At 46.5% G+C, this 24104-nt stretch carries 20 protein-coding genes, 1 tRNA gene and 2 pseudogenes; 9 read left to right on the forward strand and 14 right to left on the reverse strand.

Annotation, left to right across the window (positions count from 1 at the left end; genetic code table 11):
* Window positions 1–92 precede the first annotated feature (92 nt).
* Complete coding sequence (locus MWL85_RS08080) at window positions 93–806, forward strand: hypothetical protein (RefSeq protein ID WP_244400328.1); 714 nt, start codon at window positions 93–95, stop codon at window positions 804–806.
* A gap of 509 nt (window positions 807–1315) precedes the next feature.
* On the opposite strand, the gene nifJ is transcribed toward MWL85_RS08080, so the two are convergent.
* Together nifJ and MWL85_RS08090 are read right to left on the reverse strand one after the other, a co-directional pair.
* The gene (gene nifJ / locus MWL85_RS08085) at window positions 1316–4879 is read right to left on the reverse strand and encodes a pyruvate:ferredoxin (flavodoxin) oxidoreductase (RefSeq protein WP_244400329.1); all 3564 of its coding nucleotides are present in this window, start codon (window positions 4877–4879) and stop codon (window positions 1316–1318) included.
* Between the two features lie 46 nt (window positions 4880–4925).
* A complete protein-coding gene (locus MWL85_RS08090) occupies window positions 4926–6155 on the reverse strand; it encodes an AAA family ATPase (RefSeq protein ID WP_244400330.1) in 1230 nt (409 codons plus the stop codon).
* A gap of 214 nt (window positions 6156–6369) precedes the next feature.
* Here MWL85_RS08090 and MWL85_RS08095 point away from each other — a divergent pair, with 214 nt between their 5' ends.
* Window positions 6370–7056, forward strand: coding sequence for a Crp/Fnr family transcriptional regulator (locus MWL85_RS08095; RefSeq protein WP_070707247.1), 687 nt, complete (start codon window positions 6370–6372; stop codon window positions 7054–7056).
* Window positions 7057–7140: 84 nt separating this feature from the next.
* On the opposite strand, the gene MWL85_RS08100 is transcribed toward MWL85_RS08095, so the two are convergent.
* Window positions 7141–9141, reverse strand: a complete 2001-nt coding sequence (locus MWL85_RS08100) for an LTA synthase family protein (protein WP_244400331.1) — start codon at window positions 9139–9141, stop codon at window positions 7141–7143.
* A 221-nt stretch (window positions 9142–9362) separates the two neighbouring features.
* On the opposite strand from MWL85_RS08100, the gene MWL85_RS08105 reads away from it, so the two are divergent.
* The 7 genes from MWL85_RS08105 (at window position 9363) to MWL85_RS08135 (ending at window position 14572) form a co-directional block, all read left to right on the forward strand.
* Window positions 9363–9449 (forward strand) — tRNA-Ser (locus tag MWL85_RS08105).
* Window positions 9450–9808: 359 nt separating this feature from the next.
* A complete protein-coding gene (locus MWL85_RS08110; protein WP_244400332.1) occupies window positions 9809–11050 on the forward strand; it encodes a site-specific integrase in 1242 nt (413 codons plus the stop codon).
* Between the two features lie 27 nt (window positions 11051–11077).
* Complete coding sequence (locus MWL85_RS08115) at window positions 11078–11551, forward strand: DUF1896 domain-containing protein (RefSeq protein WP_244400333.1); 474 nt, start codon at window positions 11078–11080, stop codon at window positions 11549–11551.
* Between the two features lie 167 nt (window positions 11552–11718).
* A complete protein-coding gene (locus tag MWL85_RS08120) occupies window positions 11719–12051 on the forward strand; it encodes a hypothetical protein (RefSeq protein WP_039865863.1) in 333 nt (110 codons plus the stop codon).
* A 127-nt stretch (window positions 12052–12178) separates the two neighbouring features.
* On the forward strand, window positions 12179–12847 hold the full coding sequence (locus tag MWL85_RS11645) for a hypothetical protein (RefSeq protein ID WP_394802098.1): 669 nt from the start codon (window positions 12179–12181) through the stop codon (window positions 12845–12847).
* A gap of 22 nt (window positions 12848–12869) precedes the next feature.
* Window positions 12870–13310: a PcfK-like family protein gene (locus MWL85_RS08130; protein WP_244400336.1), complete on the forward strand. Its 441-nt coding sequence runs from the start codon at window positions 12870–12872 to the stop codon at window positions 13308–13310.
* The gene (locus tag MWL85_RS08135) at window positions 13307–14572 is read left to right on the forward strand and encodes a PcfJ domain-containing protein (protein WP_244400337.1); all 1266 of its coding nucleotides are present in this window, start codon (window positions 13307–13309) and stop codon (window positions 14570–14572) included. The genes MWL85_RS08130 and MWL85_RS08135 overlap by 4 nt, the downstream gene beginning before the upstream one ends.
* A gap of 38 nt (window positions 14573–14610) precedes the next feature.
* Here MWL85_RS08135 and MWL85_RS08140 read toward each other — a convergent pair whose 3' ends face one another.
* The 11 genes and pseudogenes from MWL85_RS08140 to MWL85_RS08190 all read right to left on the reverse strand — a co-directional run bounded on the left by MWL85_RS08140 (window position 14611) and on the right by MWL85_RS08190 (window position 24094).
* Window positions 14611–15147 (reverse strand): ClbS/DfsB family four-helix bundle protein, encoded by a 537-nt coding sequence (locus MWL85_RS08140; RefSeq protein WP_244400338.1) that lies wholly within the window; start codon window positions 15145–15147, stop codon window positions 14611–14613.
* Between the two features lie 208 nt (window positions 15148–15355).
* Complete coding sequence (locus MWL85_RS08145; RefSeq protein WP_244400339.1) at window positions 15356–15820, reverse strand: DUF3872 domain-containing protein; 465 nt, start codon at window positions 15818–15820, stop codon at window positions 15356–15358.
* A gap of 12 nt (window positions 15821–15832) precedes the next feature.
* Window positions 15833–16414: a conjugal transfer protein TraO gene (locus tag MWL85_RS08150; protein WP_244400340.1), complete on the reverse strand. Its 582-nt coding sequence runs from the start codon at window positions 16412–16414 to the stop codon at window positions 15833–15835.
* Window positions 16414–17004, reverse strand: a pseudogene (gene traN / locus MWL85_RS08155) (conjugative transposon protein TraN); the annotation flags it as partial. The pseudogene traN and the gene MWL85_RS08150, both read right to left, overlap by 1 nt.
* A 106-nt stretch (window positions 17005–17110) precedes the next feature.
* On the reverse strand, window positions 17111–18922 hold the full coding sequence (locus tag MWL85_RS08160) for a reverse transcriptase/maturase family protein (protein ID WP_244400287.1): 1812 nt from the start codon (window positions 18920–18922) through the stop codon (window positions 17111–17113).
* 561 nt (window positions 18923–19483) lie between these two features.
* A pseudogene (locus MWL85_RS08165) lies at window positions 19484–19789 on the reverse strand (DUF4138 domain-containing protein); the annotation flags it as partial.
* Between the two features lie 90 nt (window positions 19790–19879).
* Window positions 19880–21127 (reverse strand): conjugative transposon protein TraM, encoded by a 1248-nt coding sequence (gene traM, locus MWL85_RS08170; protein ID WP_244400342.1) that lies wholly within the window; start codon window positions 21125–21127, stop codon window positions 19880–19882.
* Entirely contained in the window at window positions 21117–21404 is a 288-nt protein-coding gene (locus MWL85_RS08175; RefSeq protein ID WP_013760812.1) for a hypothetical protein, read from the reverse strand. Before MWL85_RS08175 ends, traM begins: the two co-directional genes overlap by 11 nt.
* A 4-nt stretch (window positions 21405–21408) precedes the next feature.
* Window positions 21409–22032 carry a conjugative transposon protein TraK gene (gene traK / locus MWL85_RS08180; RefSeq protein WP_004330615.1) on the reverse strand — a complete coding sequence of 208 codons (624 nt, stop codon included), beginning with the start codon at window positions 22030–22032 and terminating at the stop codon, window positions 21409–21411.
* A gap of 362 nt (window positions 22033–22394) precedes the next feature.
* Entirely contained in the window at window positions 22395–23432 is a 1038-nt protein-coding gene (traJ, locus tag MWL85_RS08185; RefSeq protein WP_244400343.1) for a conjugative transposon protein TraJ, read from the reverse strand.
* Between the two features lie 32 nt (window positions 23433–23464).
* A complete protein-coding gene (locus MWL85_RS08190; protein ID WP_004330928.1) occupies window positions 23465–24094 on the reverse strand; it encodes a DUF4141 domain-containing protein in 630 nt (209 codons plus the stop codon).
* Window positions 24095–24104: the final 10 nt, after the last annotated feature.

Genomic DNA, 24104 nt, shown 5'->3' on the forward strand with positions numbered 1-24104 from the left:
ATCACAATACCTACATAAAGGTATATTGATTGCTGATAATTGTGTACGTTTGGAAAAGTAAGGTAAAACAAGTAGCAGAAGGAGAAGCGAGTATGAGTGAAAAAGTAGAGAAGTCCCCTTTTAAGAGGGTGAAGCAATCGATTGAGGAGCTATGGGATGAGTTTGATTCGCATTTCAAGCTAAAGGAGTGGGATGGCAAGCCTTTTGAGCATCCCCAGACTGATGAACTGAAGGCGACGAAGGAGCTTTTGGAGAGCCCTAACTACTATGAGATGATCCCAAGTGGCGAGGAGTGTACGAAGGATAATAGCCTCTACCTGACGATTGATCAGCAATGGTTTGATAAGATCGCTTCGGGAGAGAAGGTGGTGGAGTACCGTGAGATAAAGGAGACGGTGATGGGCAAATACCTCGACCTTAGGGAGTCACCACAGGAGCAGATAGTGCTGGACCCTAATCTGGGAGAGGAGTTTGACTTCTCGTTGGATTCCTACAATAATGGGATATTCCTCTTTGTGCCTCGCTACTTTGAGTACCTGAGACTGGGCGTGGGCTACAACAAGAATAGAGATACGGCGGTGGTGCGGATCAAGGGCATCTGCTTTATGCCTCAAAGAACCTACAAGGGGGATATCTTCAGGTTTGACTATCTGGATGAGAGTGTCACGGAGGAGAAGTACGACGCCGCTGCTAAAAAAGGAATGGAGGCGGTGCAGGACCTTCTATATAAATCGGATGGACCAGATACCTACTGGCTCATGGCAATTCATCTTGGAGAGGTGGTGGAGCTCAATAGAGGTAAGTGACAATGCACCGCATGACGAGCTTTGAGACAATCGTAGGATAAGCTTTAACTCGCCAAAAGAGGCAATTGTCTGAGGAAAAAGGACCTCGGAGAGGTCCGATTTGTCTTAGCCCCCATTCGAGGGGGAAGCCCGATGAATGGGGGAAAATAAGTCAATCAAAACCAACGACCCCTTGTGGGTCGGACAACCTATTCTAGGATTAAAGATAGGTGGTCCGACCCACAAAGGGTCGTGTGGCATGAGGCACCGATTACCCCCAGTCGTTCGGGTCTAGCGCCCCTCTGAGAGGGGGCTACAACAAATCGGTCCTCCTCTCGGAGGTCCTTACCCCATCGGTACCACAATCATCACGGCACGGCAGGCTTATATTAATACTTCCTACCCTCTGCTATTGTACGAGCTGTAAATGTTTCACGTACCAAACAGAAATGCTTCACGTACCAAATATAAAAAGGGCTGGTAGAGTCCTCTACCAGCCCTTTACTTATTGTGTCTGTTGCTTAACGAGATTACTTCTCCTCAGCTTGATAAGGTGCATCAAGATTGAACTCTGAGCGTAGCTTGTACTTGTAATACCTGCGCTGAGCATCTTGCTGAGCTACTGCGAATAGCTCCTCTGCCTCTTGTGGATACTTCTTAGCAAGTGAGTTGTAACGCACCTCACCCATTAGGAAGTCGTGGAACTTAGACCAATCTGGCTCCTTAGAGTCGAGGCTAAATGGATTCTTACCCTCGTTGATGAGTTCAGGATTGTATCTCCATAGGTGCCAGTAACCGCACTCTACTGCCATCTCCTCTTCACGCTGGCTCTTACCCATACCGGCCTTAAGTCCGTGCTCGATACATGGTGAGTAAGCGATCACTACAGATGGGCCATCGAATGCCTCAGCCTCGCGGATCGCCTTGAGGGTCTGAGCGTGGTTTGCACCCATTGCTACTTGTGCTACATAGATGTAACCATAGGTGGTCATCATCAGGCCAAGGTCCTTCTTGCGGATACGCTTACCTGAAGCAGCGAACTTGGCAATAGCACCGGTAGGAGTACTCTTAGAGCTCTGTCCACCAGTATTGGAGTAAACCTCGGTATCAAGGATGAGAACATTGACATTCTCGCCACTAGCGAGTACGTGGTCAAGACCACCGAAGCCGATATCGTATGCCCAACCGTCACCACCGATGATCCACTGGCTACGCTTCACAAAGTAATTGGAGAGTGCATCTAGTGTACGGATCTCTGCGTGATTGCTCTTGCGGATCTCTGGGATAATCTTATCAGCGACCTCACGGCTCTTATCGGCATCCTCGCGGTTGTCGTACCACTCACGTAGTAGCTCCACATTGATTGGAGCCTCCTTAGCACCGTCAAGGATATCCTTCACGTAGTGCTCCAGACGCTCACGGAGCTTAAGAGCAGCAGTGTGCATACCGTAACCAAACTCTGCATTATCCTCGAATAGAGAGTTGGCCCAAGCTGGTCCCTGACCACATAGGTTGGTGGTGTAAGGAGTACTTGGAGAAGAAGCAGAGTAGATAGAAGAACAACCAGTAGCGTTGGCTACCATCTGACGAGTACCAAATAGCTGAGTAAGTAGCCTTACATAAGGAGTCTCACCACAACCTGCGCAAGAACCGCTAAACTCGAATAGAGGCTTAGCAAATTGAGAGTTCTTCACGTTGGCCTTAACGTCTACTAGGTGTGCCTTGTTGGTTACATTCTTGTAAGAGTAATCCCAAAGTGGCTGTAGAGGTAGTTGGCTTTCGATAGGCTTCATCTCTAGAGCCTTGCCATTCTTATTACCTGGGCAGATATCAGCACAGTTACCGCAACCCATACAGTCGAGCACGTCTACCTGCATACGGAACTGAAGACCAGCGAAAGGCTTACCAATTGCCTTGAGTGTCTCGTATCCTTCTGGTGCATTCTTCACCTCCTCCTCATCGAGTAGGAATGGACGAATAGTGGCGTGAGGACATACGTACGCACACTGGTTACACTGGATACAATTCTCGATCTTCCACTCTGGTACAAGAGCTGCTACACCACGCTTCTCGGAGTTGGAAGTACCATTCTCCCAAGTACCGTCTTCGCGACCCTTAAATGCAGATACTGGCAGACCGTAACCCTCGCGAGCATTGATCACCCTTACTACATCTCTTACGAATGGGGTGTCGTCTGGGTGTACCTCGATCTCGTCATCTGGAAGGTTAGCCCACTCAGGCTTAACTGGAACCTTTACGAGTAACTCACCACCCTTATCTACAGCTTGGTAGTTTTTGCTTACCACTGCATCACCCTTGTGTCCGTAAGACTTCATGATGAACTTCTTCATCTGCTCTACAGCTAGCTCGTAAGGGATTACACCGGTAATCTTGAAGAAAGCCGATTGCAAGATGGTATTGGTACGGTTGCCAAGACCAATCTCCTGAGCTATCTGAGTAGCATTGATCATGTAGAAGTTGATCTCATTCTGAGCGAAGTACCTCTTCATCTTATTTGGCAGGTGCTTCTCAACCTCGTTAACATCCCAGATGCTATTGAGTAGGAAGGTACCGCCTCTTCTCAGCCCCTTAGTAAGGTCGTACATACGCAGATAGGCAGGTACGTGACAAGCTAGGAAGTGAGGCTGATTTACGTAGTAAGTACTACGGATCTTCTTATCTCCGAAGCGGAGGTGGCTACAGGTGAAACCTCCCGACTTCTTAGAGTCGTACTGGAAGTAAGCCTGTACATACTTATTGGTGTTATCACCGATGATCTTGATAGAGTTTTTATTAGCACCTACGGTACCATCACTACCAAGACCGTAGAACATACACTCATAAGCACCGTTATCGAGCTCAGGATCCTGCTCTACAGGAAGAGAGGTAAAGGTTACATCATCTACGATACCTACGGTGAAGTGATTCTTTGGCTCTGGTAGCTCAAGATTCTTGAATACAGCTACAATCTGGCCAGGAGTGGTGTCCTTACTTGAAAGACCATAGCGACCACCCACTACGATAGGAGCATTCTCTGTACCATAAAGGGCGCTCATAACATCGCTATAAAGTGGCTCGCCTACAGAACCGCTCTCCTTAGTTCTATCCAATACAGCAATACGCTTCACGCTCTTTGGAATAGCACCTAGGAAGTGCTTTACTGAGAATGGGCGATAGAGGTGTACGGTGAGCATACCTACCTTCTTGCCTTGGCTATTGAGGAGGTCTACCACATCCTTACACATCTTGGTCATGGAGCCCATGGCGATGATCATATGCTCAGCATCATCAGCACCATAGTAATCGAATAGATGATACTGACGGCCAGTAATCTTGGCAATCTCATCCATATACTCCTGCACTACATCTGGCACAGACTGGTAGAAGATATTGCTAGCCTCACGAGCTTGGAAGAATACGTCGTCATTCTGTGCGGTACCTCTAGTAGCAGGGCTATCAGGAGCCAAAGCACGCTTGCGGAATGCATAAAGTGCCTCTTGATCTACTAGTGGCTTAAGGTCTTCCATCTGCATCTCCTCGATCTTTTGGATCTCGTGAGAAGTACGGAAACCATCGAAGAAGTGAATGAATGGCACTCTTGTCTTGATAGCTGCAAGGTGAGCCACAGCTGCAAGGTCCATTACCTCTTGTACCGAAGCGGTAGAGAGCTGTGCGAAGCCAAGTCCACGTGCACTCATCACGTCCTGGTGGTCACCAAGGATAGAAAGTGCGTGTGAAGCTACGGTACGAGCAGCCACATGGAATACGCCTGGGAGTAGCTCACCAGCGATCTTGTACATATTGGGGAGCATCAGGAGTAGACCCTGAGAAGCGGTAAAGGTAGAGGTAAGAGCACCAGCCTGAAGCGAGCCGTGTACTGCACCAGCGGCACCAGCCTCACTCTGCATCTCCTCTACTCGTACACGCTCACCGAAGATATTGAGGCGACCCTCAGCACTCCAAGCATCCACGTGCTCCGCCATGGTTGTAGACGGAGTGATAGGATAGATGGCAGCCACTTCGCTAAACATATAGGCAATATGTGCAGCGGCTTGGTTACCATCACAGGTAATAAATTTCTTTTCTTTAGCCATGTTACTGTCCTTTAATATGGTTGTAAATAATATTGTTTTTATCTTATTAATATAGCAGTCCAAACATCCAGATAGGCACTCCCACTATGTCGCCATTCACTTCGTCGCTACAAAGGATATTAAGCGTGTCGGAGGGAGTGCTTCTACGACGCACCCCTTTACAGATAAAACGCACTGGGAGCTTTCCATTGATCACGAAGTCCACACCCGATTCATCGGCTAGATTCACCTCCAGCCCCGCATCTAGCACACTTGCTAGAAAGAGTGTCTTTGCCTCCAAAAGTGGCTGTGGCTCCTCCTCTCTGATCACCCTAAGGATATTGGTATCATTGAGAAAGACCCTATCCGGCTTCTTGGGATACTCCCCACCCTCCTTATATATCAGGCGTATCAGCCGAGCATCGGAGAGATACTTCAGATAGTTCATCACCGTAGCTCTACTGGTATCTATTGCTTCACTGAGAGAAGAAACATTCGTTACTCCATCACGCTGCCCGCTCACTAGGTAAAGCAACTTACGCAACTTTGGTAGATAGGTAGGGGCAATCTGACGGATATAAACCAAGTCTACCTCCAACAGCATATTCATATTCTTCGCAAGGTCCTCCGCGAAAAGAACTGCCTCCTCCCGATGAGGATAGTACCCTTTGCTGATGTATCCATCCAAAGCTAGCCACGGATCTACCTGTCGCCTTACCATCTTCTCAACTGACTGATAATCCGAAAAAATCTGGTCAATAGTCACGGTAGGGAGCGAAAGGTTGTAGTGATTATTGAGATACTCACGATAAGAGAACCCGTGAAGGTCACAAATCTTCATTTCCCCCTTGAGCTCTGGATACTCCTCCTCCAGCGTCATCACACTAGATGCGGTGAAGACAATAATCAGCTCAGGTAATTCTTTACGGCATTGCATCAACTCCCCTGCCCAGCCTGGATACTTAAATACTTGATCTAGCAGAAGTATCCGCCCACCTTCGTGGTAAAATCCCTTCGCAAAGTGATAGATTGTATGGCTTGAGAAGTAGAAGTGGTTGAGGTTAACATAAATAGCCCGCTCACCTTTTTGGCTAGTGAGCAGTTGACCCATCTGCATCAATTGGTGCGTCTTACCGATACCGCGTGTACCACGGATACAAATAAGTGGCAACTTTTCGGCAGAGGCAAGGCAGTGTAAAGTGCAATCACGGCTCGAAGCACAGCCCTGTAGACCTGCTTCCGACCGCTCCACGCCCTTCAACTCAAGGCACATATCTCCACTCAGAATGCTATTCATCCGACATAGTATTTATTTCCCACTGCAAAGATACCTCTAAATACTGAATTTGACAACTACAGATTACAGAAAAAGGTATTTAATCACGAAAGACAACCAAGTTCCATTAATTATGCCCTTGAACTAGGATGGGACAAAAAAATAGTCGCCATTATATTATTCAGTCAAATAAAAAATGACTAACTTTGACAAAAATACAAAGTAACCCTACAAGATGAATACAATAACTAGCAAACACTCAGCTCTCCTTGAGTACTTTTGCGGTAGCAAGCATAACCAAGAGGAGCTCGCCGAATTGACAGAAAGACTTCAATGTGCCCCTACTAAGGTAGAGAGATTTCGGTCGGGCCAATTTGTCGCGCATCAAGGCGATTCCATTGACTCCCTCGTGCTACTCACCAAGGGAGTAGTACGTATTGAGGTTGTTTCTCCCACTGGAGATCGGCTCTACACCAATGAGCACGAAGCTCCTTTTCCGCTCATTGCCTCACTTCTCTACTCATCAGAGCAGCGATTTGCCAACGATATCATCGCCGTCAAAGACTGCGAGATAGAATACTATGACCGAGAAATTATTGAGAAGCTTTTGGAAGAGTGCCCCACCTTCCGCAGAGGTTTTCTCACCTTCAGTAGCAACCTTATCTACGGGCTTAGTCAGCAGCTACAGATATTCTCCATTCGCAAGATCAAGGGAAAGCTAGCTTACTTTATCCTACAAAAGATGGAGCCAAGTGGCTACTTCTCGCTCGACATGAGCGTCACTTCACTTGCAAAGTACTTTGGGGTGACCCGCTCGGCTCTCTCAAGAGTTATTTCAGAATTGGCTAGTGATGGAGCAATCTACTACACCAGAGGATTTGGCGAAGTACTAGACATAAAGAAACTAAGAGACTCCATCTAACCACCCCCCCAAAAGCTCAAGAAACTACCGCTATCAATGGCTCAAAGCTCATTGATAGCGGTATTCCTTATGTATAGGCTTTACTTACTGGTCTGACTCCTTCGGCACCACATCTGTGATGGAGAAAGAGGTTCGGTGCACTCGGTGATTATAGTCCTGTACAATAGCCTGAAGCAGATGCGTATAATGTGCCACAATAGAGTCATTCGGCATCACGTCAGCTCCAGGCCCCGTTTGCAGGCGAGCTACTGGTGCCTCCACCCTCACTTCGCCATAGGGCGTCATGGCCACAGTCACCTCCTTTGCAAATAGCAGATATTGATTATAGTAAAAGTTGAGCCCTATATGCTCCGCCTTTTTATCAAAAATATTCGCTCCATAGCTTAGCACAGGGTCAGTGATCCCAAGCAGATACAAGAGCGTGGGCAGGATATCGGTATGCTGCACCACATACTCATCAACACAGCCTTTTAGTTTCCCTTGAGGATCAAAGAACGCAATCGGTACTGCCGACTTACCTGGCAAGCACTGGTATAGAGGTTCATCGCTCACGCTGGTATGGTCGGCGGTCAAGACGAATAGGGTATTCTGGTACCACGGTTCCTCCTTTACCCTTTCAAAGAACTTCTCAAGAGCAAAATCGGCATACTGCACTGTGCGATGTATTGGCAGACTTCTTCCCTCAAACTTTTCCTCAAACTCATCAGGCAGCACAAAAGGATTGTGATTAGAAAGCGAGAAGTAAAACGCCCCAAATGGTTGTTTCAGAGTTTCAATATCCTTCGCCATAGCCAAACTAAATGGCAGGTCATGCACCGCCGACCCCGCCATTCCTATTCGGTCGTTCGCAACATCGGTATACTCCTTATCATAGCTCTCAGCCGTATACTGCTTTTCCACCCCCACTCTCTCCAGCATCTCAAAGAAGCCCATCATCCCCTCACGATCACCGTGATAAAACTTCAGGTCATAACCACTCTTCTTTAGCGAACGGGGCAGCCCAGTATCGTAGCTGGTATAGTGCTCAAAGTCTCTCTCCAGCCGACTTCGGTTATTAAAAGTAGCACCAAAAGTGGGCATAGAGATATAAATAGCAGGGAAAGAATCAATCGACCGCTTCCCCGAGGCAAACCCATACTGGGCGTACAAGGTCTCTGGCAAAAGTCGATCAAGGAATGGAGTGAGACTATGGTCACTTGAAGTCTCTTTATTGAAGAACCCTACAAACTCCTTAGCCATGCTCTCCATCTGGATAATCACCACATTTCGCCCACGCATAGAGCCAAAAAGGGTATCACTGTCCGAGAGAGGTGCTGCCTTATAATAAGGAGTAAAGTAGCGAGGCAGTTCAGACTCAGAGTAAAAGGAATACTCCTGTCGCTCCGAGCCATCCTTCAAAATTGTCACAGGAGAATTAAGCACAATTGGGAACTGCTTAAAATCACTCATATAGCGAGCGCTCAATGCCATCAGATCACTAAAGCTCTTACCACCCAAATACCAAAAAGGCAGCAACACTATCACCAGAATAAGAGGCAACAATCCATCTCGCCACGAAAGAGTATCCCCTATAGGCTTACGCTCAAAGCGAACCATCCGATACCCAAAGACCCCTAGCAGTATAATCAAAGCAAAGGCTACCGTCAGAGGCCAGTAATCCACAATAAACTCACCATACAGTGAACCGAAGTTAGCCCCTTCAAACTCACTGAATACATCGCGATTAATCCGCCTATAGACAAACGGATAATAGCCCGCATCAGAGATATTGGCAAAAGTAAAGAGTACGTAAGGCACGAAGTAGGCTGCATGCCGCACCCCTCTATACCAACCATATTCCTCTACCCTACTAGGTAAGAACTGGCCCACTCCCACCATAATATAATAGAGCAGAAACCCATAAGCCACCGCCATCATATCCAAGAGCAAGCCCCCCTGCATCAATCTTAGCAATTGCCCCACCCCTATCTCTGAAAAGAGGCTATAATTATAATAAAAGTAGACCGAGCGACACAGCTGCATCATCAATAATGCAAGAATCGTGTGCCAAAGGAGGACTACCCAGCGTTTATTTGTCGTCCACATTCAATACAAATCCTTATTAATTGAGAATGCTCTCCCAATAGAGATACCACCTCATGATAGTACTTCTATAAAAAACATTCCAATAGTCTTCTCTCAAAATTGGCACAAATGTACGAAATAATTCATTCAACGAGACAACACAGACAGTAACGTTCCCAAAAAAGGGCCATAGAATGCTTCCTATTACAGATATTTTTGGTAACATTGCAAATCCATTTATTGGAGAGGTGGCAGAGTGGACGAATGCGGCGGATTCGAAATCCGTTGTAGCACTAGTGCTACCGGGGGTTCGAATCCCTCCCTCTCCGCTTTAAGTACTCTGGCAGCACCGCCAGAGAGCACTGCTGAAAAAGTATAAGTATCGTAATTCCAACGAGTTACGATACTTTTGTTTTATAGTCCTCTACCTCTTCAGAGTAGTTACAGAGATAGCCGAAACGCCCAAAATACTCTCCAATGGCTACAATCTGGCTACACTTTTTTCTCGCAAAAAATAATTGTAGCCAAGAGTACGTAGAGAGTCTGTTTAGAGTACTTGTACATTGCTGTAGTTCAAACAATTATGTGCAACTTTGTAGGCGAGTTGTAGAGAGTTATAGCACCATAAATGTGTAGCTTTTCCGGTCGCAAACTTTCTATGCTTGGCTACAATAAAAACAGACAATGTATGCAATCAATTTTCAGAACAGCATTCTACCTTCGTAGCAACTATGTGAACAAGGAAGGAAAAACGCCAGTAATGCTACGCATCTATCTCAACAATGAGCGGATGTCACTAGGCTCCACTGGCATCACCATCGTGCAGTCCCAATGGGATCGCGAAAAAGAGCGAGTAAAAGGGCGTCACACCGAAGCTCTGAATACGAACTTGCAACTGGATAACATCCAAAGTGGTTTACAAGCCATCTTTCGCAAGTTAGAAATGACAGATGAGCTTTCGTTAGAGCGTATCAAGTCAGAACATCTTGGCAAAAAACAAGATATAGATACCATCATGCAACTCTTCGACAAACACAATGAAGATGTTGCAGCTCGAGTTGGCATCTCAGTCTCTGCGCCCACTCTTCAAAAGTATAAGGTCTGCAAAAGACGCTTTTCTGAGTTCCTTAAAGACAAACTCAGACGTAGAGACCTCAAGCTCACGGAGCTAACCTATATGATTATACATGATTTTGACCTATACCTACGCACAGTGGTGGGGCAAAATCCTAATACAGCCACTAAGACGATGAAGACCTTCAAGACTATCGTCATTTTGGGGCAAAAGTTAGGCGTACTACATCACGACCCTTTTGTCAACTTCCGATTTCACTTAGAGCCAGTGAATAGAGGGTTCTTGACTGATGAAGAGGTCTTACAGATTGTCAACAAGGAGTTGAATATCCCGAGATTGGAGCTGGTACGAGACATCTTCATCTTTTCCTGCTTTACAGGTTTAGCCTACATTGATGTGGCTAATCTTACACCCGACAATATCGTGATGCTTGGTGGCAAAGAGTGGATTATGACTAAGCGACAAAAGACAAGCGTGGAGACCAATGTGCTGCTCCTCGACATCCCTAAGCGCATTATCAGTAAATATAGCCACCAAACTTATCGTGATGGCAAGCTCTTCCCTATCCTTAGCAATCAGAAGATGAATTCGTATTTGAAGGAGATTGCAGACATTTGTGGTATCAGCAAGAACTTGACCTTTCACTTAGCTCGGCATACCTTTGCTACTCTCTGTCTCAGTAAGGGTGTTCCTATGGAAAGTGTCTCTAAAATGCTTGGGCATACCAATATCCGAACAACGCAAATCTATGCCCGTATCACCAATAAGAAGATTGAACATGACATGGAGCAGTTTGCTGACAAGCTAGGCAAGTTCAATACGGCAATGGGTATCGGAGAGAATAGCTGGCAATAAGTGCAACCATTAAAACCAAATAAGAAGATGAAGACAACGAATAAGAAAGAACTATCCTACTTCCGCTTAAAGCTAGAGAGCTACCTTAGTGAGCATTTCCCTGAAAAGGTGGAAGACAAACCATTTATCAAGGCACGAGCTGATGAAGCTCTTACTACCTACTGTGATGCTGTGGAAGAAGGATTCTCGTATCCCGAAGCAGAGAGTATGGCGAGTGAAGTGCTGTATCGTGACCTGCATTTCTCCAAATACGACACGCTTGTGTCCGTCTTGGAGAATGAGTTTGAAAAGGAACTCCCCTCCCCACTCCCCGAACGACTTGCTCCGATATTGCTAAAGAATCGAGCGATCCAAGAGACCTTTGACAAATACAATCTTACGGATGAATTTGTTGCAACACCTGAGTATGATACGCTCTACACAGAACTGACAGGAACAGTTGTACTTCTTATCGAAGCTAATCAACTTCCCACGGTAGGCAATGTGAGTGCATTAGAGTAGACAATGTAGATTATCCCTATCTCGTGCGCCTTTTGAGCTTCAAGAGCCAAGATAGTCTCTCTGCTCCATACGTCAAGAGTATATTCTATCTCTTGTCTTTATGTCGCATAGTCTCTTGGCTCTGCTCTTGAAAACTCTAAAAGACTCAGAATATGAATAGATTTCTCATGAACAAAGACCTGCACAGTCCAGCCTTCATACGGGCAAGTGTTCCTGCAGATAAAGAGGAACCACTACAAGCTGCGTCCAAAACAACTCCAAGCAACGAGATCAAATGGTCTCGCATCATCCGACTTACCTTACTTATAGGTATCCTATCGGGTGGAGTGTACTTACTCTCTAAGTTAGTCACAGCACAGGTCGTAACAGCTCTATTGATACTGATTGGTTTTGTGGTACTACGATTCATCGTTCGTACCGTTCTGCAAATCACATTTACGCTCCTACGCTACCTCTTTTGGATTGTTGTACTAGCCGTAATACTGCTTTGCGTGCTATGACATAGCACCTCTATCACTTCTGAGAAACAACTCTTTGGGTGACTAGCTCTCTTGCGAAGCTGGTCACCCTTTTTGCTTCTTGTGTTTAGGCATTGCACTTCTGCTTCTCAGTCATAGCTCCCCAGTTATGCAGTGGTCAAATCGGAAGCTGATTCTTTTTCATCGCAAAGGTAGTACGGGGCTTAAAGACTTTCCCAAGGTCAAGCCATTCGGTTTGTCTGGAAAATCTCCACCCCTATGCTGTTTGCTTCGGGTAGTATTTTCCGCCAAAACCTTGTGTAAGTCTCGCCCCGCTACCTTGTATTTGCTTGAAAAAAGGAATCAGCATACTCCGATCTTTGAACGCATAAAAAAAAGGTCTCTTATGAATAAGCAGAAAGTAAACATGACATCATCAATGAAAGAAAAAGGATATAGCTCCTCCTCTCATTACCGCATAAGTTCTGAGTTTGAACAAAGTGAGCAGGCGTTGGCAACCAAGTTCGTCCATTGGGACGCACCCCCATTGGAAAGCCTAAGTGACAGCTCTATATATCTCCTGAGAGCAAAGCTTAATCGTGGAGAGCGAATGAGCCGTGAGGATAAGGATTGGCTCTGTGAAGCGGTGAATAACAATACCTACTTCCGCTCTGCCGTACCGCTACAAGGATGGCGATTTGACTTCATCGATGTATTGAAGAAGTACCTCGTCAATCAATATGGACAGTGGGCAGAGTACTATGCTCCCGACCGCACCAGCCTACGCAACTACCTCTATGGACCTATCAACCAAATCGTAGAGATACCCAAGCAGTAACAGCACTAATACCGATAAGACAATGAAAGGAACAGAACAATTTACCCGAACGATAGCCGAATACCTTAATGGACGTGCGATGACAGACCCTTTGTTTGCGCCCAATCTACAGAAGCCTTATAAGAACATAGAGGAGTGCATTCTCTACATCTTGAGTGAGGTGCAAAGAAGTGGTTGTAATGGTTTTGCCGATGAGGAGATATACTCAATGGCAGTTCACTACTATGATGAAGATGATATAGAGGTGGATAAAGTCTCTAGTTGCAATGTTGTAGTCAATCACGTTGTAGAGCTCACCGAAGAAGAGAAAAAGCAAGCACGGCAGGAAGCTATCAAGCAATACCAACAAGAGGAATTTGTCAAATTGCAGAAGCGAAACGAGCGACCCAAGAGAACTGAAAGAACCGAGACAACATCTTCTATACAACCGCAACCCACACTATTTGACACCCTTGCCTTATGAAACCTAGGAACAAGTTTGAGAAAACCGTAATGGCACTGAGTACGAAACTATGCCCAATAACAAAAGCACAGCGTCAGTGGGCATTCCGAGAGTGCATAGACCACTTTGCCTTCCGCTTACCTAAAGGTCGTACGACTTGTATGGATTGTGGTTATAGTTGGACTTTAGAGCAGCCTATAGATACTTGCACTTGCCCTCAATGTAGGGCAAGGTTGCAAGTCAAGACAACAAGAGCGCGTAAGTTACAACAGAAGCAGTACTTCACGCTACTAACCACTTGTGGTGCGTATCAAGTGTTGCGAATGTTTCTCTTTGTTGTAGGTATGGAGAAAGGTTGCAGAGCAAAGACTTCGGTCATTGAGATTGGGCATTATTGGTGGAACGATGCGGGGAGACAAGCACTAGTAGCCATACAGCGGACTTTTGGACATTACATTGATAGCTTCTCTTTTTACTCTCCGATGGCTATCCGTAACGATAGTGAAGCTTACCGATATGTAGCCTATTCGCAGATATATCCGAAGCTAAAGGTCACGAACACGCTTTATAGAAATGGCTTCAACGGAGAGTTTCACGGCATAGCACCTACTCAACTCATCCCAGCTCTGCTTACTGATAGTCGTGCAGAAACAATGATGAAAGCAGGACGACATAAAGATTTAAGACATCTCCTATCAAAGAGCAAAGGGCTTGACAACTATTGGAACTCATACAAGTTGACACTTCGTCACCACTACATAATAAGCGACATTGCCTTATGGTGTGACTATGTAGATATGCTCAAGCGATTGGGTAAGGACATCCACAATCCGAAATACATCTGCCCCTCCGACCTCAGAGGAGAGCATAACAAACGAGAAGCGGAGCTGCGCAGACAGCGTGAGCGGGAGGCGATGGAGCGAAAGCGGGAAAAGGCAATGGCGGACGAGGAGCGTTTTCGTGAACTCAAGTCAAAGTTCTTCGGCATCCGTTTCACGGACGGCACAATCCAAGTACACGTCCTGGAGAGCGTGCAGGAGTATATAGACGAAGGAGCTGAATTGCATCACTGCCTATTTTCAAATGAGTACTATCTCAAAGAGAACTCGCTCATTCTGTCGGCTACCATTGAGGGCAAACGAATAGAGACGATAGAGGTCTCTCTGGACACACTCCAAGTGATACAGAGCCGTGGCGTATGCAACCAAAACACCCCATACCACGACCAAATTGTGAGCCTTGTCAATGCCCATAGCCAACTGATACGGGAAGTTGTACGATGAAGTTCGGTAAAGGAGCTGTCGGCTCTTTTCCACTAAGTTTATTTCAAGAGTTTGATATGCTTCTTTATTTTCTTCATCGCCCAATCGTAGTGACTTGCCGTTACCGAGACACAATATGCTCCCAGTATAGATGTCCCAGTCCAAGGCAATGAGCCGTTGGCAAAAAGTTCATCATTGGAATAATTTTCTATCAAAACCATTACAGCATTATGAGACGCTTTCAAGTTTTCCTTTGCTTCCTCCAACGATGTGCTTTGGTGCTTCTTCCAAAACTCAACATTCAGTGCAGGGTAGGTTCTCCAATTGTAAGGTTCGGGAAGAAAAGGCTTAGGCACCCCATTGCTATTGGCTTGGACCCAATTCAATAGCAGATTATGCCACTCGTACAGATGCGCAAGTACATCCCTCAAGTTCTTGTCTCTTCTCCAATGTGTTTCCTTACCGCTTGTAGTCATTTCCACAGCAAAAGGTGTCGCTTGTTGCTCCTCACTCATCCTATCTATGAGCTCCCACATCTTCACAAATTGTTGATTCGCAGATGTCATCAAATCCGCCTTTGTTGTAGCTCTTGCCATATCTCTTTATTCTTTGTTTGTCTCAAAGGTAAGTAAAAGGATAAAGATTCGGAACCTTGTTCGTAGATTCAATAACAAAAGCCCCCCAAAAGGTAACCGACAGACGGCAACACTTTCGGGGGCTTCTTTTCTTTGTCTTTGAGTACGAGCAGGCGACCAAAGCAAAGAAGCAAAAGAAAGTCGCAATCAAAGAAGATTACACTTCTTCCTAAGTTGGCTGAATTTCTATTGATGATTTTGGTTTATCCTCTCTTTCATTGTTGAAGTTGAAAGTCCGTTGCTGAAGCTGTCCGAAGTTGTCCTCCACGTAGATGTCGATGGTCTGGCGGTCGGTGGAGAGCGAGGTGTAATACAATCTGAATTCCTGCTTGGTTAGCGGATAGCGATCGTTGGGCAGAAAGAGCGTGCCGTCGTCCATCCTTAACCGCCCCTTGCCATCCGACTGGAAGTAACGGATCGTGTATTGCGTATTGGCAAAGCGACCACTTCTTTTGAGGCTACAGCGTATTTCAGCCGTTTCCCCCTTAGCTATGGAGTTCTGCACTGGCATCACTTCAAGCGAGAAGTCGTAAGCCTGCTGCACATCCAGCTCACGAGTACAAGCAGATAGACAAAAGAGGACGAGGGCAATCCCTCCCACAGCCCATATCGTATTCACTAGGAACTTTTTCATTGTTGTTGGTAGTTAGATATTGAACTTGAGTCCTGCTGAGATAGCAGGACGAAAACGATGCAGGTCAGAGCCGAAGAGCAGTCGCCCTTGAGCTTTGAGGACGAAGAGGATATTGTCCGTAAGGAATAGTTCCACCGAGGTATGCAAGGAACCGCCATAGACGAAGCGTGAGCGGTCGAGAAGTGTAGCCCCATCGGGCAGCAACTTCTTATCCTCGTTCAGCTCTTCATAACCGCAGAGAGCGGATAGCCCCAGGTAGCCAAAGACATTCTTCCCCCGATCCGAGAGTATCGGGTGCATATAGCCGAAATGCAGTAGCACATCACGCAGTGGAACATTGTAAGAGCGATAAGTCAACCCTTGCTGCTCATATTCCGCCAAGAGAAAAGCGTAGTTTGCCCGCTTGAAGTAGTGTGCGAATGCAAGACCTACCCCAAAGCTCTCCTTTGCGAATAGTCTCTCCCCCTTGATAATCGGCATAGAGCCGACCAGCTCAACGCTATTTTGCCTAGGGATTAGTCGCTGTGCGTACGATGGTGTAACAGCAACCATAGCCACCATCACGCACACCATCATAGATAACCATCTCTTCATCACCACTTCAGTTTAAGGTTATCAATCTTCTTAGTGAGCAAAAGGTCTTCAGGCTCCACATAGAAAGTGAGCGTGCGACTACCGTTTCGCTCGTAGAGCGTCACTTCAAGTTGCTTATCCTCCGATAGTGTGAACTGCTCCAAGGCAAATACTATTCTCTCAGAGCGTCCCGCCCCAATCCACATCACCTGATGAAAGGCACGTAGTGGCTGTAGCATTCGCTCCTGTATAGCTGTATGCTTCGCCACCTTCTTGTCCACCACCTTGAACGTGATGAAGTCCACCGCATACGGCATATTAGACTCATTATCTATGCGGACGTGGAAGTAAAGCAACCCATTGTGGGCATATAAGCCACGAAGTAGGAAGCGCATCCCGAATAGCTTCGCCCCAACATGCTTGATAATTCGCTTATCATTTTGGTAGATGCTCTTCATAATCAGCTTAACCAATATGGGCGACTCACTTCCCAGCTCTTTGAAGTAGATGTCCGCACGATTGCTCGGCAGTCTTCCCTCCGTAGGAGATAGAAAGTCCTTCATCTCCATACTGAGATTCTCTGGTTCATCCGCATACTTCACACGTAGGCTCGGCAATGGGCGCCTTGCCACCTTTCGGTGGTAGGTTTCCCATGGCCTGCCCCCGAACCGTACGTGCAAGTCTCCCTGCATACGGCTCTCCACTGGTAATATCAGTTTATTTGTCATGGACATGAATTTTTGCATTACAATGTTTGCATACAGCCAATGTCTTACGCCATTTCTTAATCATCAGTCGGTGCCATTCAGTATCGGTATTTATACCTCTGAGCTTACGGACTTGATACATTATGGTCTTGACATTAGTTGCTCCACACAATTCACATTTGCGCTCCATAAGTCTCTCCGCAAGAGTAGGGAAAGGAAGTACAAATGTGTTAGGTAGATTATCGCAGGTTGCGTCTTTGTCCGGCTCTTGCCTCGCAAAGCCATCATTATAGAATATTCGGAACTTGGTTTCTCCTTTCTTTGCTTGATAGGGTATCGCCAAGTCATGGTCTCTTCTGTACTTTCGTATAACCTTGGCAGTTGATGAATTTAGTTTCTTTGCCAAAGTTTTGCAGAAACTATATCGCATTATGTAACCGAATTTACTTCCTGCATAAGAGATGTTGTCCGCAATCCTATAATATTGGTACAAACCTCTGATTTCAGTTGTATAGCGTGCGCAGATTGTAGCAGGGTCTTCTTTGGTCAGGTAATTGCGTGGCATGGCATACCAAATTTCCTTTCCATTGATTACCCTAAGTTCCATTGCTTTCAGTTCCAATAATTTCTTTTGGACTGTGGCAATAGGCAGAGTCAGCATTATGCGTCCGCTGAACGGTCTCTTCAACCATCCCAGCTTATTTCGCTTCATGGCCTCGGATTTTCTGATAGAGATTTCATACCCAAGAAACTTTGCAGAATCCTGTGCATTAGTGATTAAGGTCTTTTCTTCGGATAATTCAAGTTTTAGCTTGTCTCTCATGAAGTTTGTAAAGTCCTCTTTCATTCTTGCGCAATCTGCTTTACTACCAATTACACCGATTAGAAAGTCATCGGCATATCTGATATATTTAAGTCTCTTGTAGTTACTATCCATTGCCATAGATGCCGGCACTCTCCGTGTCTTTGCTTCCATCTCTTTCAGTTGTGTCAGCAATTCACGTTTCGTGTCTTCATCAGTGGCGTTTCGGATAGCCTTGCGTAATCTTACAGCCTTTCGACTATAACTTGCGTGGAGTGGGTTTTCCCGCCTTTTCTTACCCTTGTCAAAAGATTCCGCATATTCACGCATGTATTTGTCGAACTTATCAAGGTATATATTAGCCAAGATAGGACTTATTATCCCTCCTTGAGGAGTTCCCGAATACGTCTTGTGAAATGTAAAATCTTCGATATAGCCTGCCTTTAAGAATTTCCATATCAGTCGAAGAAATCTTTCATCTGATATGCGCTCACGAAGAGTTTCAATCAGAATATGGTGGTCAATATTGTCGAAGAATCCTTTGATGTCACCTTCGATAAACCAATTCGCACCAGTGAAAAGAGTTTGGATGGAACGCAAAGCCGTATGACAGCTTCTTCTTGGTCTGAATCCATGCGAGGTATTCTCAAAATGCCCCTCATAGACAGCTTCAAGAATAAGTCTAACGACCTCTTGCACCATCTTGTCTTCAATTGATGGGATGCCCAATGGTCTTTTCTTCCCATTCTTTTTAGGTATATAGACTCTTCGGGCAGGCGTTGGCATGTAACTTTCATCCTTTAGCGCAGCTATCAGATGTCCTATTCTATCAACACTCATTCCGTCAATGGTCTTGCCGTCTGAACCAGGTGTCATGTTGCCCGGTTTCGCATAAATGCGCTGGTAGGCTACATAAAACATCTGTTCATTGAATAGGATGCGGTACAACCTTTCGTACTTGTAATGCACATCTTTGCTATGTGCAGATAAACTGTTTAATATGGTCTCTGGATTTCTCATACGTCTCACACGTTATCGTTTGACAATATTAAAATTACCGAGCTGTTCCCCTTTGCCATGTACGTGGCTTTCCCACGCTCAGACTACTACGGGAACTCCGTTGCCATGCGGAGTTTTCAGAGCCTATGCTCATAGCCTTTCGGCATCTCCGTGTAGGCAATCCCCATTTAGTGGCCTTGATAACTTGGCTTGACAGACTGTCGGATGCAACGTACATCCTTTTCCGTTCTCTGACGGATATGTCGCAGTAAATTCCTTGCCCATCACTCCATTCAATAAGCGTGGGTACTGCGAGGCAACGTATGTAACTGCTTTCCGTTGCCACCTCTACATTAGTCATAGGACTATTGTTCAACCAATCAGGCTTCATCCTTGTGTCTGTCTTTTCCCATAGCAATTCAGTCGCAGTTTAGCAATTAACTGACTTATCGCATTACCGACATGCTTCACTCCCCGTTTGGTTTCCCATTCGGATAAGTCGGTATGGGATAGGTTTATAAATTGGAATACTAACCTAATCACTTGCCAAAGTGATTATTATCAAGCCCCTATTATGGGCGCACTGAATGCGTAGAATGAGCCATCCTCGCAGATGACACTCATATTGGTCTCCGTCTCAAACTCTCGGACGGCAGCCTTTACACGCAGCACATTCTCCGCATCGTCAGCTTTCCCAGCAATAATGTTTTGCGACCCGAGGTCTACATAGCGTATAGCTGCAGGAAAGATGAGATGCACCGTCTTTTCAAACGTGACCTCCAGCCCGTAGGGCAACACGACCCGTCCATTCGGTATCGATCGGCTCATCCCTTGGTAAAGGTCTCCGTTGCTCAGTAGTTGATTGTTTCCCTCCACTTGTTGTGCCATAGTGGGGAGCGTTATCGTAGCACAAACTACGATAGATAAAATCCATTTCTTCATAAGTATATCAGTTGTTATTGTTAGAGTTCTAAAAGCTTACTTCGTCTGTACAAGGAATAGTCTATATCCTCCTTTGAGCGTCACCTTAATCGTGCGGAGCTTCTTCTGTAGTAGTTGTCCAGCTCCCTGCATCACCCCTCTAGTCACCTCGGAGATGATTTGGTCTTTAGCCGATGAGGAAAAGGTGAAAGAGGTACCCATCGATCCCCCGACATTTGCCCCCATCTCCTTGAGCGCCGACACCTCTTCAGAGCCAGGGATATAGACTCCCATCTGTCCGTCTGTATCATAGGCAGATAGTTTGACCGGCAGAATGCGACCATTCACCTCTATGCTCTTAATCAGCAGCTGCATTCGGTTGCCATCTATCTTAGCTTGTGCCATCAAGAGACTATGCTTCGGGATTGATGTTTGCTGTACACGAGCGGTCTCCAGCAGGCGAAGAGCAACGTAGTCACCCTCTTTAAGAGTCGTTGTTTTGTCCACCACTACGCAAAGGGTATTGCGCTCGCCAGAGTGTGCAGAGCTATTAGAGAGCGAGTGAAAGCTCATATTCCGCTCCTTGGTTCCGTACATCTCTATAAACTCCTCGTCACTCATTGGCTGGTCCAGTGCTGAGACCAACGGCTTGTGGTCAGCTATTATCTCCATTGGAGCCTCGTCCTTGGCAGCTCCACCGCTGGACGGAGAGACCATCTGAGACTGCTCACCCATAGGCATAGCACCATGGGCAGGAGAGGCACCAGCTGCGGGCAAGTACTTAGCCGCCATTTGGTAGCTCTTCTCCATAAGAGCTAGTTGCTTAGCTTCCTCGTCATCGTCTTGTTGGCTAAGCTCGTGCAGTTCACGTCTGAGGTCATCAATCTCCTGTTGCATAGCTTCTCGCTCCTCCTCATAAGGGTCAGAGCCGTAGAAGTCTGCTAGCAAACGGTTGTTCTCCTCGTAGCGTTGCATCGAAGACTCAATCTTATTTCCAACGACCGCCTCCTGCGGGTCACTCTCAGACGAGGTTCCCTCCTGCTGAAAGTACTCCGCCAGTCTCCCCACCTCCTCACGAGCTTGCTCCTCTTGAGTTGTATGGTCAACTAGTTCATAGGCTTTGAGTTTATTCTCCGTTAGCTTTTCGGTCGTAGCTTGTGGTATGTTGTCATTCAACCCCTCACCAGCGTCCGTTTGCTCCTTAGTGGCGGGTGCAAATATAAACCACATAGCAAGGGCAAATATAATCCCTAGCCCTGCGAAGACTAACACCTTCTTCAATTGTTCTTTCTGTTTATGCTCCATAGTTACTAATCGCTAAATGTTCCATTCTCTTGATGTAGGTTGTATCCCTCTGTATCGGGCTGTCCACCAGCTCTCCCATAGGGATAGGTGGCATCTCCTCTCGGTGCGGGAGGAAGAACTGTGCCACCATCCAGATTGAGCAGACTAGGTAGACGAAACTCAGTCCGTAGACAATAATCTGTCGCTGTCTGTTCGTTAGCATATTGCATCGCTCTCTTAGCCGCACCTGCCCTCTCAAATAGCTTCTTCTGAGGGTAGGTCTACTTCTCCGCTTCATAGACTTATCGCTTGTAAGTTTGGATGTCACGATTCTCTCGTACGAGGAAGTGCTCCATCAGAAACCCTTGTGGATTGTTGTCCGAGCGAACCGAGTTTTGTAGCGAGCAACTAGTCACCAAGCTCCGCTCCGTGACATTGCTCTGTCGGATAATAAACTGCCGAGCGAAGGTGGTTACTTCATAGGGGTATGAATCAAAGTCACACCGTATGGAGTCAATCTCTATACGTTGGTTGACATTGCCCGAGATAGCTCGATTGTAGTACCCCTTCTCCGCTAGATCCTTGTAGTAGTTAAAAGCGGACTTGTCGCATAGTTGGAAAGCACGCTCCATATTCTTTTCGATAGCATCCTTGTCGGGCGCAATCGTGAAGAAAAGCTCGTGAAAGCGTCTTACATGCTCTCGAGCCTCTACTGGGCGGTTCATCGAAGCGTCTTGGCTCAGAGCCAGCATCAGAGACTTCCCTTGGTCCAGTACGTACACCTTCTCACGCTGCTTCTTAGCAAAGCTGTACGAAGCATAGACCGCATAGCTACTGACCGCTATACAGACTATCGCAAAGATGATGGCGTAGAGCCTAATCTGCTTGAAAGAGGTCTCTATGTTTGTGAGTGATTTGAATTCCATATTCCATTATTCTAATTGTCTTATATCTAAAAACTTCTGAGGGGTAGTCTAGTGCCAATGTGCCTTGGCACTGCAGTGCCATACGGGTGAAACTCTAGTGCCAACTCCACTTGGCACTGCAGTTTCATACGGAGGAAACTCTAGTTTCATAGGTAAGAAACTCTAGTTTCATGGGTAGGAAACTCCAGTGCCATGGGTAGGAAACTGTAGTGCCACACGGCAGGCACTACGCTTACCTCACCAGCTACTACATTGACACACATAGGAGGAGCTTATCCTACCCACCTGACCGTCATACGACCGTCACGTGGTCATCGCATCCTCATCAAGCGTGTCATAGCCACCCTTCGGCTGAAGGGACGCTATTTGCCCTTGATAAGAGCCCCTTTGATACGTCCGCCTACGTTACCAGCTATAGACCCAATGGCACCAGCTACCGCCTTACCTCCCGTATAGGCACCCTGAGCACCTCGTTGTGCCGTCTGATTGACATTGCGTCCGTACGCCCCGATGCCACCGCCAGCCTCTATAATCCAGCCCGCTACCGTAGGAACACAGAAGTACCCTACGATACCAATCAGGAAGAAGACAATGTAGTACCAGCTACCCGAATCAGGCAGATAGTTAGGATCACTCAATGCTGCAATATCCTTCTGCACCATCAACACCTGTATCTTTGTGAGGAGAGCCGAGAGGACAGAGCTCACGGGTAACCACAGATAGACCGATATGTAGCGTGAGAACCAAGCCGTAAGCGACCCCGACAAGCCATCCCAAACTGCAATACCAAAGACGATTGGTCCCAGTATGCTCAGCACAATAAGAAAGAAGGTACGGAGCGTATCAATAATCAGAGCAGCTGCATGGTATAGCAACTCTATGAGGTCATGGAGTTGCTTCATAAGCCATTGCTTCGTTTTGTAAGCAGCACGCTCGGCATACATCCCAGCGATGGTCACCGCATCGCTCGGCCCGATGATCCCCATCTCTTCTATCTTTTGGTCAAAAGCTTCATTAGAAACCAAGTAAGCCGTCTCGGGGTTACGGAGATAGGCAGCCTCTTGTAGTTTGTCTCGCTTAGCGGTCAACTTGTCTAGTTGTACCGTCTGCTTATTGACCATTCGCTCTGTACCTTGTACCACAGGAGAGAGAATCGTATTCATCGTACCCAGCACAATCGTTGGGAAGAACATAATACAGAAGCCCAGCACAAAAGGTCGCAGTAAGGGGAAGAGGTCAATCGGCTCGGCACGAGACAACGAAGACCACACCCTTACGGCTACATAGAAGAGCGCTCCTAATCCCGCAATCCCCTTGGCAATGCCCGTCATCTCTCCACAGAGAGGCATCATCTCCTGATAGGTGGAGCGGAGTAATTCATGTAGTGATGCAAAGTCCATAGATCCTAACGGCTATCTTTACGTAGATGTTCTTACCAATATCGGCTCTCTGGATTTCCATAAAGCGCTTTGACCGATGCTAGATCATTCTTCTCGTGAGCACGTACATAACTCACGGAGATATTCTTTCGGGTGTAGTAAGAAACAATCGATCGATACTCACGTAGTGTCGTATAGATGCGGTCTATCATCTGCATACGCTCGCTATCATTCATCGAGAACACCTTGCTCTTAGCTACAGACTTCAGCTCCTTGAGACTCTCTCCACTCAGTTCCAAGAGTTTGGCATAGCCAGCAGCCATAGCGGCTAGCTCTGTGGGGCGGAAGTTTGGGTCCGCTAGCATCTTCTTGTAGGAGGTTACATAGATCTCTGATATGTCTCCCACCATTAGGATGCACTCCTTCACCTTGTAGGCATCGCCTATAAGGTTGTTCACCTGCTTGAGCGCATCGTAGTACTTCTTGGTGTCGTTGTACAGTTTCTCCACCTCCTTAAAACCACTTAGCGTGTTTTTGACCGTCTTCGAGGCGGTGGCAATCTCCTTAATGGAGTTAGCTATGTTGCCAGCAAAGTTCCCAGGGTCGGTAACCACCCACTGAGCGTGAGCTTGAGGGATAAATAGGCTCATTGCAAAGAGAGCCATCAGCAGATACTTTTTCATTGTCACTAGG

The organism is Porphyromonas somerae (assembly GCF_022845615.1).
Taxonomy (GTDB): Bacteria; Bacteroidota; Bacteroidia; order Bacteroidales; family Porphyromonadaceae; genus Porphyromonas_A; species Porphyromonas_A somerae.

Coding starts and splice junctions, on each gene's coding strand:
- MWL85_RS08080 (WP_244400328.1), top strand. CDS start 93: ATGAGTGAAAAAGTAGAGAAGTCCCCTTTTAAGAGGGTGAAGCAATCG.
- nifJ (WP_244400329.1), bottom strand. CDS start 4,879: ATGGCTAAAGAAAAGAAATTTATTACCTGTGATGGTAACCAAGCCGCT.
- MWL85_RS08090 (WP_244400330.1), bottom strand. CDS start 6,155: ATGAATAGCATTCTGAGTGGAGATATGTGCCTTGAGTTGAAGGGCGTG.
- MWL85_RS08095 (WP_070707247.1), top strand. CDS start 6,370: ATGAATACAATAACTAGCAAACACTCAGCTCTCCTTGAGTACTTTTGC.
- MWL85_RS08100 (WP_244400331.1), bottom strand. CDS start 9,141: ATGTGGACGACAAATAAACGCTGGGTAGTCCTCCTTTGGCACACGATT.
- MWL85_RS08110 (WP_244400332.1), top strand. CDS start 9,809: ATGCAATCAATTTTCAGAACAGCATTCTACCTTCGTAGCAACTATGTG.
- MWL85_RS08115 (WP_244400333.1), top strand. CDS start 11,078: ATGAAGACAACGAATAAGAAAGAACTATCCTACTTCCGCTTAAAGCTA.
- MWL85_RS08120 (WP_039865863.1), top strand. CDS start 11,719: ATGAACAAAGACCTGCACAGTCCAGCCTTCATACGGGCAAGTGTTCCT.
- MWL85_RS11645 (WP_394802098.1), top strand. CDS start 12,179: ATGCAGTGGTCAAATCGGAAGCTGATTCTTTTTCATCGCAAAGGTAGT.
- MWL85_RS08130 (WP_244400336.1), top strand. CDS start 12,870: ATGAAAGGAACAGAACAATTTACCCGAACGATAGCCGAATACCTTAAT.
- MWL85_RS08135 (WP_244400337.1), top strand. CDS start 13,307: ATGAAACCTAGGAACAAGTTTGAGAAAACCGTAATGGCACTGAGTACG.
- MWL85_RS08140 (WP_244400338.1), bottom strand. CDS start 15,147: ATGGCAAGAGCTACAACAAAGGCGGATTTGATGACATCTGCGAATCAA.
- MWL85_RS08145 (WP_244400339.1), bottom strand. CDS start 15,820: ATGAAAAAGTTCCTAGTGAATACGATATGGGCTGTGGGAGGGATTGCC.
- MWL85_RS08150 (WP_244400340.1), bottom strand. CDS start 16,414: ATGAAGAGATGGTTATCTATGATGGTGTGCGTGATGGTGGCTATGGTT.
- MWL85_RS08160 (WP_244400287.1), bottom strand. CDS start 18,922: ATGAGAAATCCAGAGACCATATTAAACAGTTTATCTGCACATAGCAAA.
- traM (WP_244400342.1), bottom strand. CDS start 21,127: ATGGAGCATAAACAGAAAGAACAATTGAAGAAGGTGTTAGTCTTCGCA.
- MWL85_RS08175 (WP_013760812.1), bottom strand. CDS start 21,404: ATGAAGCGGAGAAGTAGACCTACCCTCAGAAGAAGCTATTTGAGAGGG.
- traK (WP_004330615.1), bottom strand. CDS start 22,032: ATGGAATTCAAATCACTCACAAACATAGAGACCTCTTTCAAGCAGATT.
- traJ (WP_244400343.1), bottom strand. CDS start 23,432: ATGGACTTTGCATCACTACATGAATTACTCCGCTCCACCTATCAGGAG.
- MWL85_RS08190 (WP_004330928.1), bottom strand. CDS start 24,094: ATGAAAAAGTATCTGCTGATGGCTCTCTTTGCAATGAGCCTATTTATC.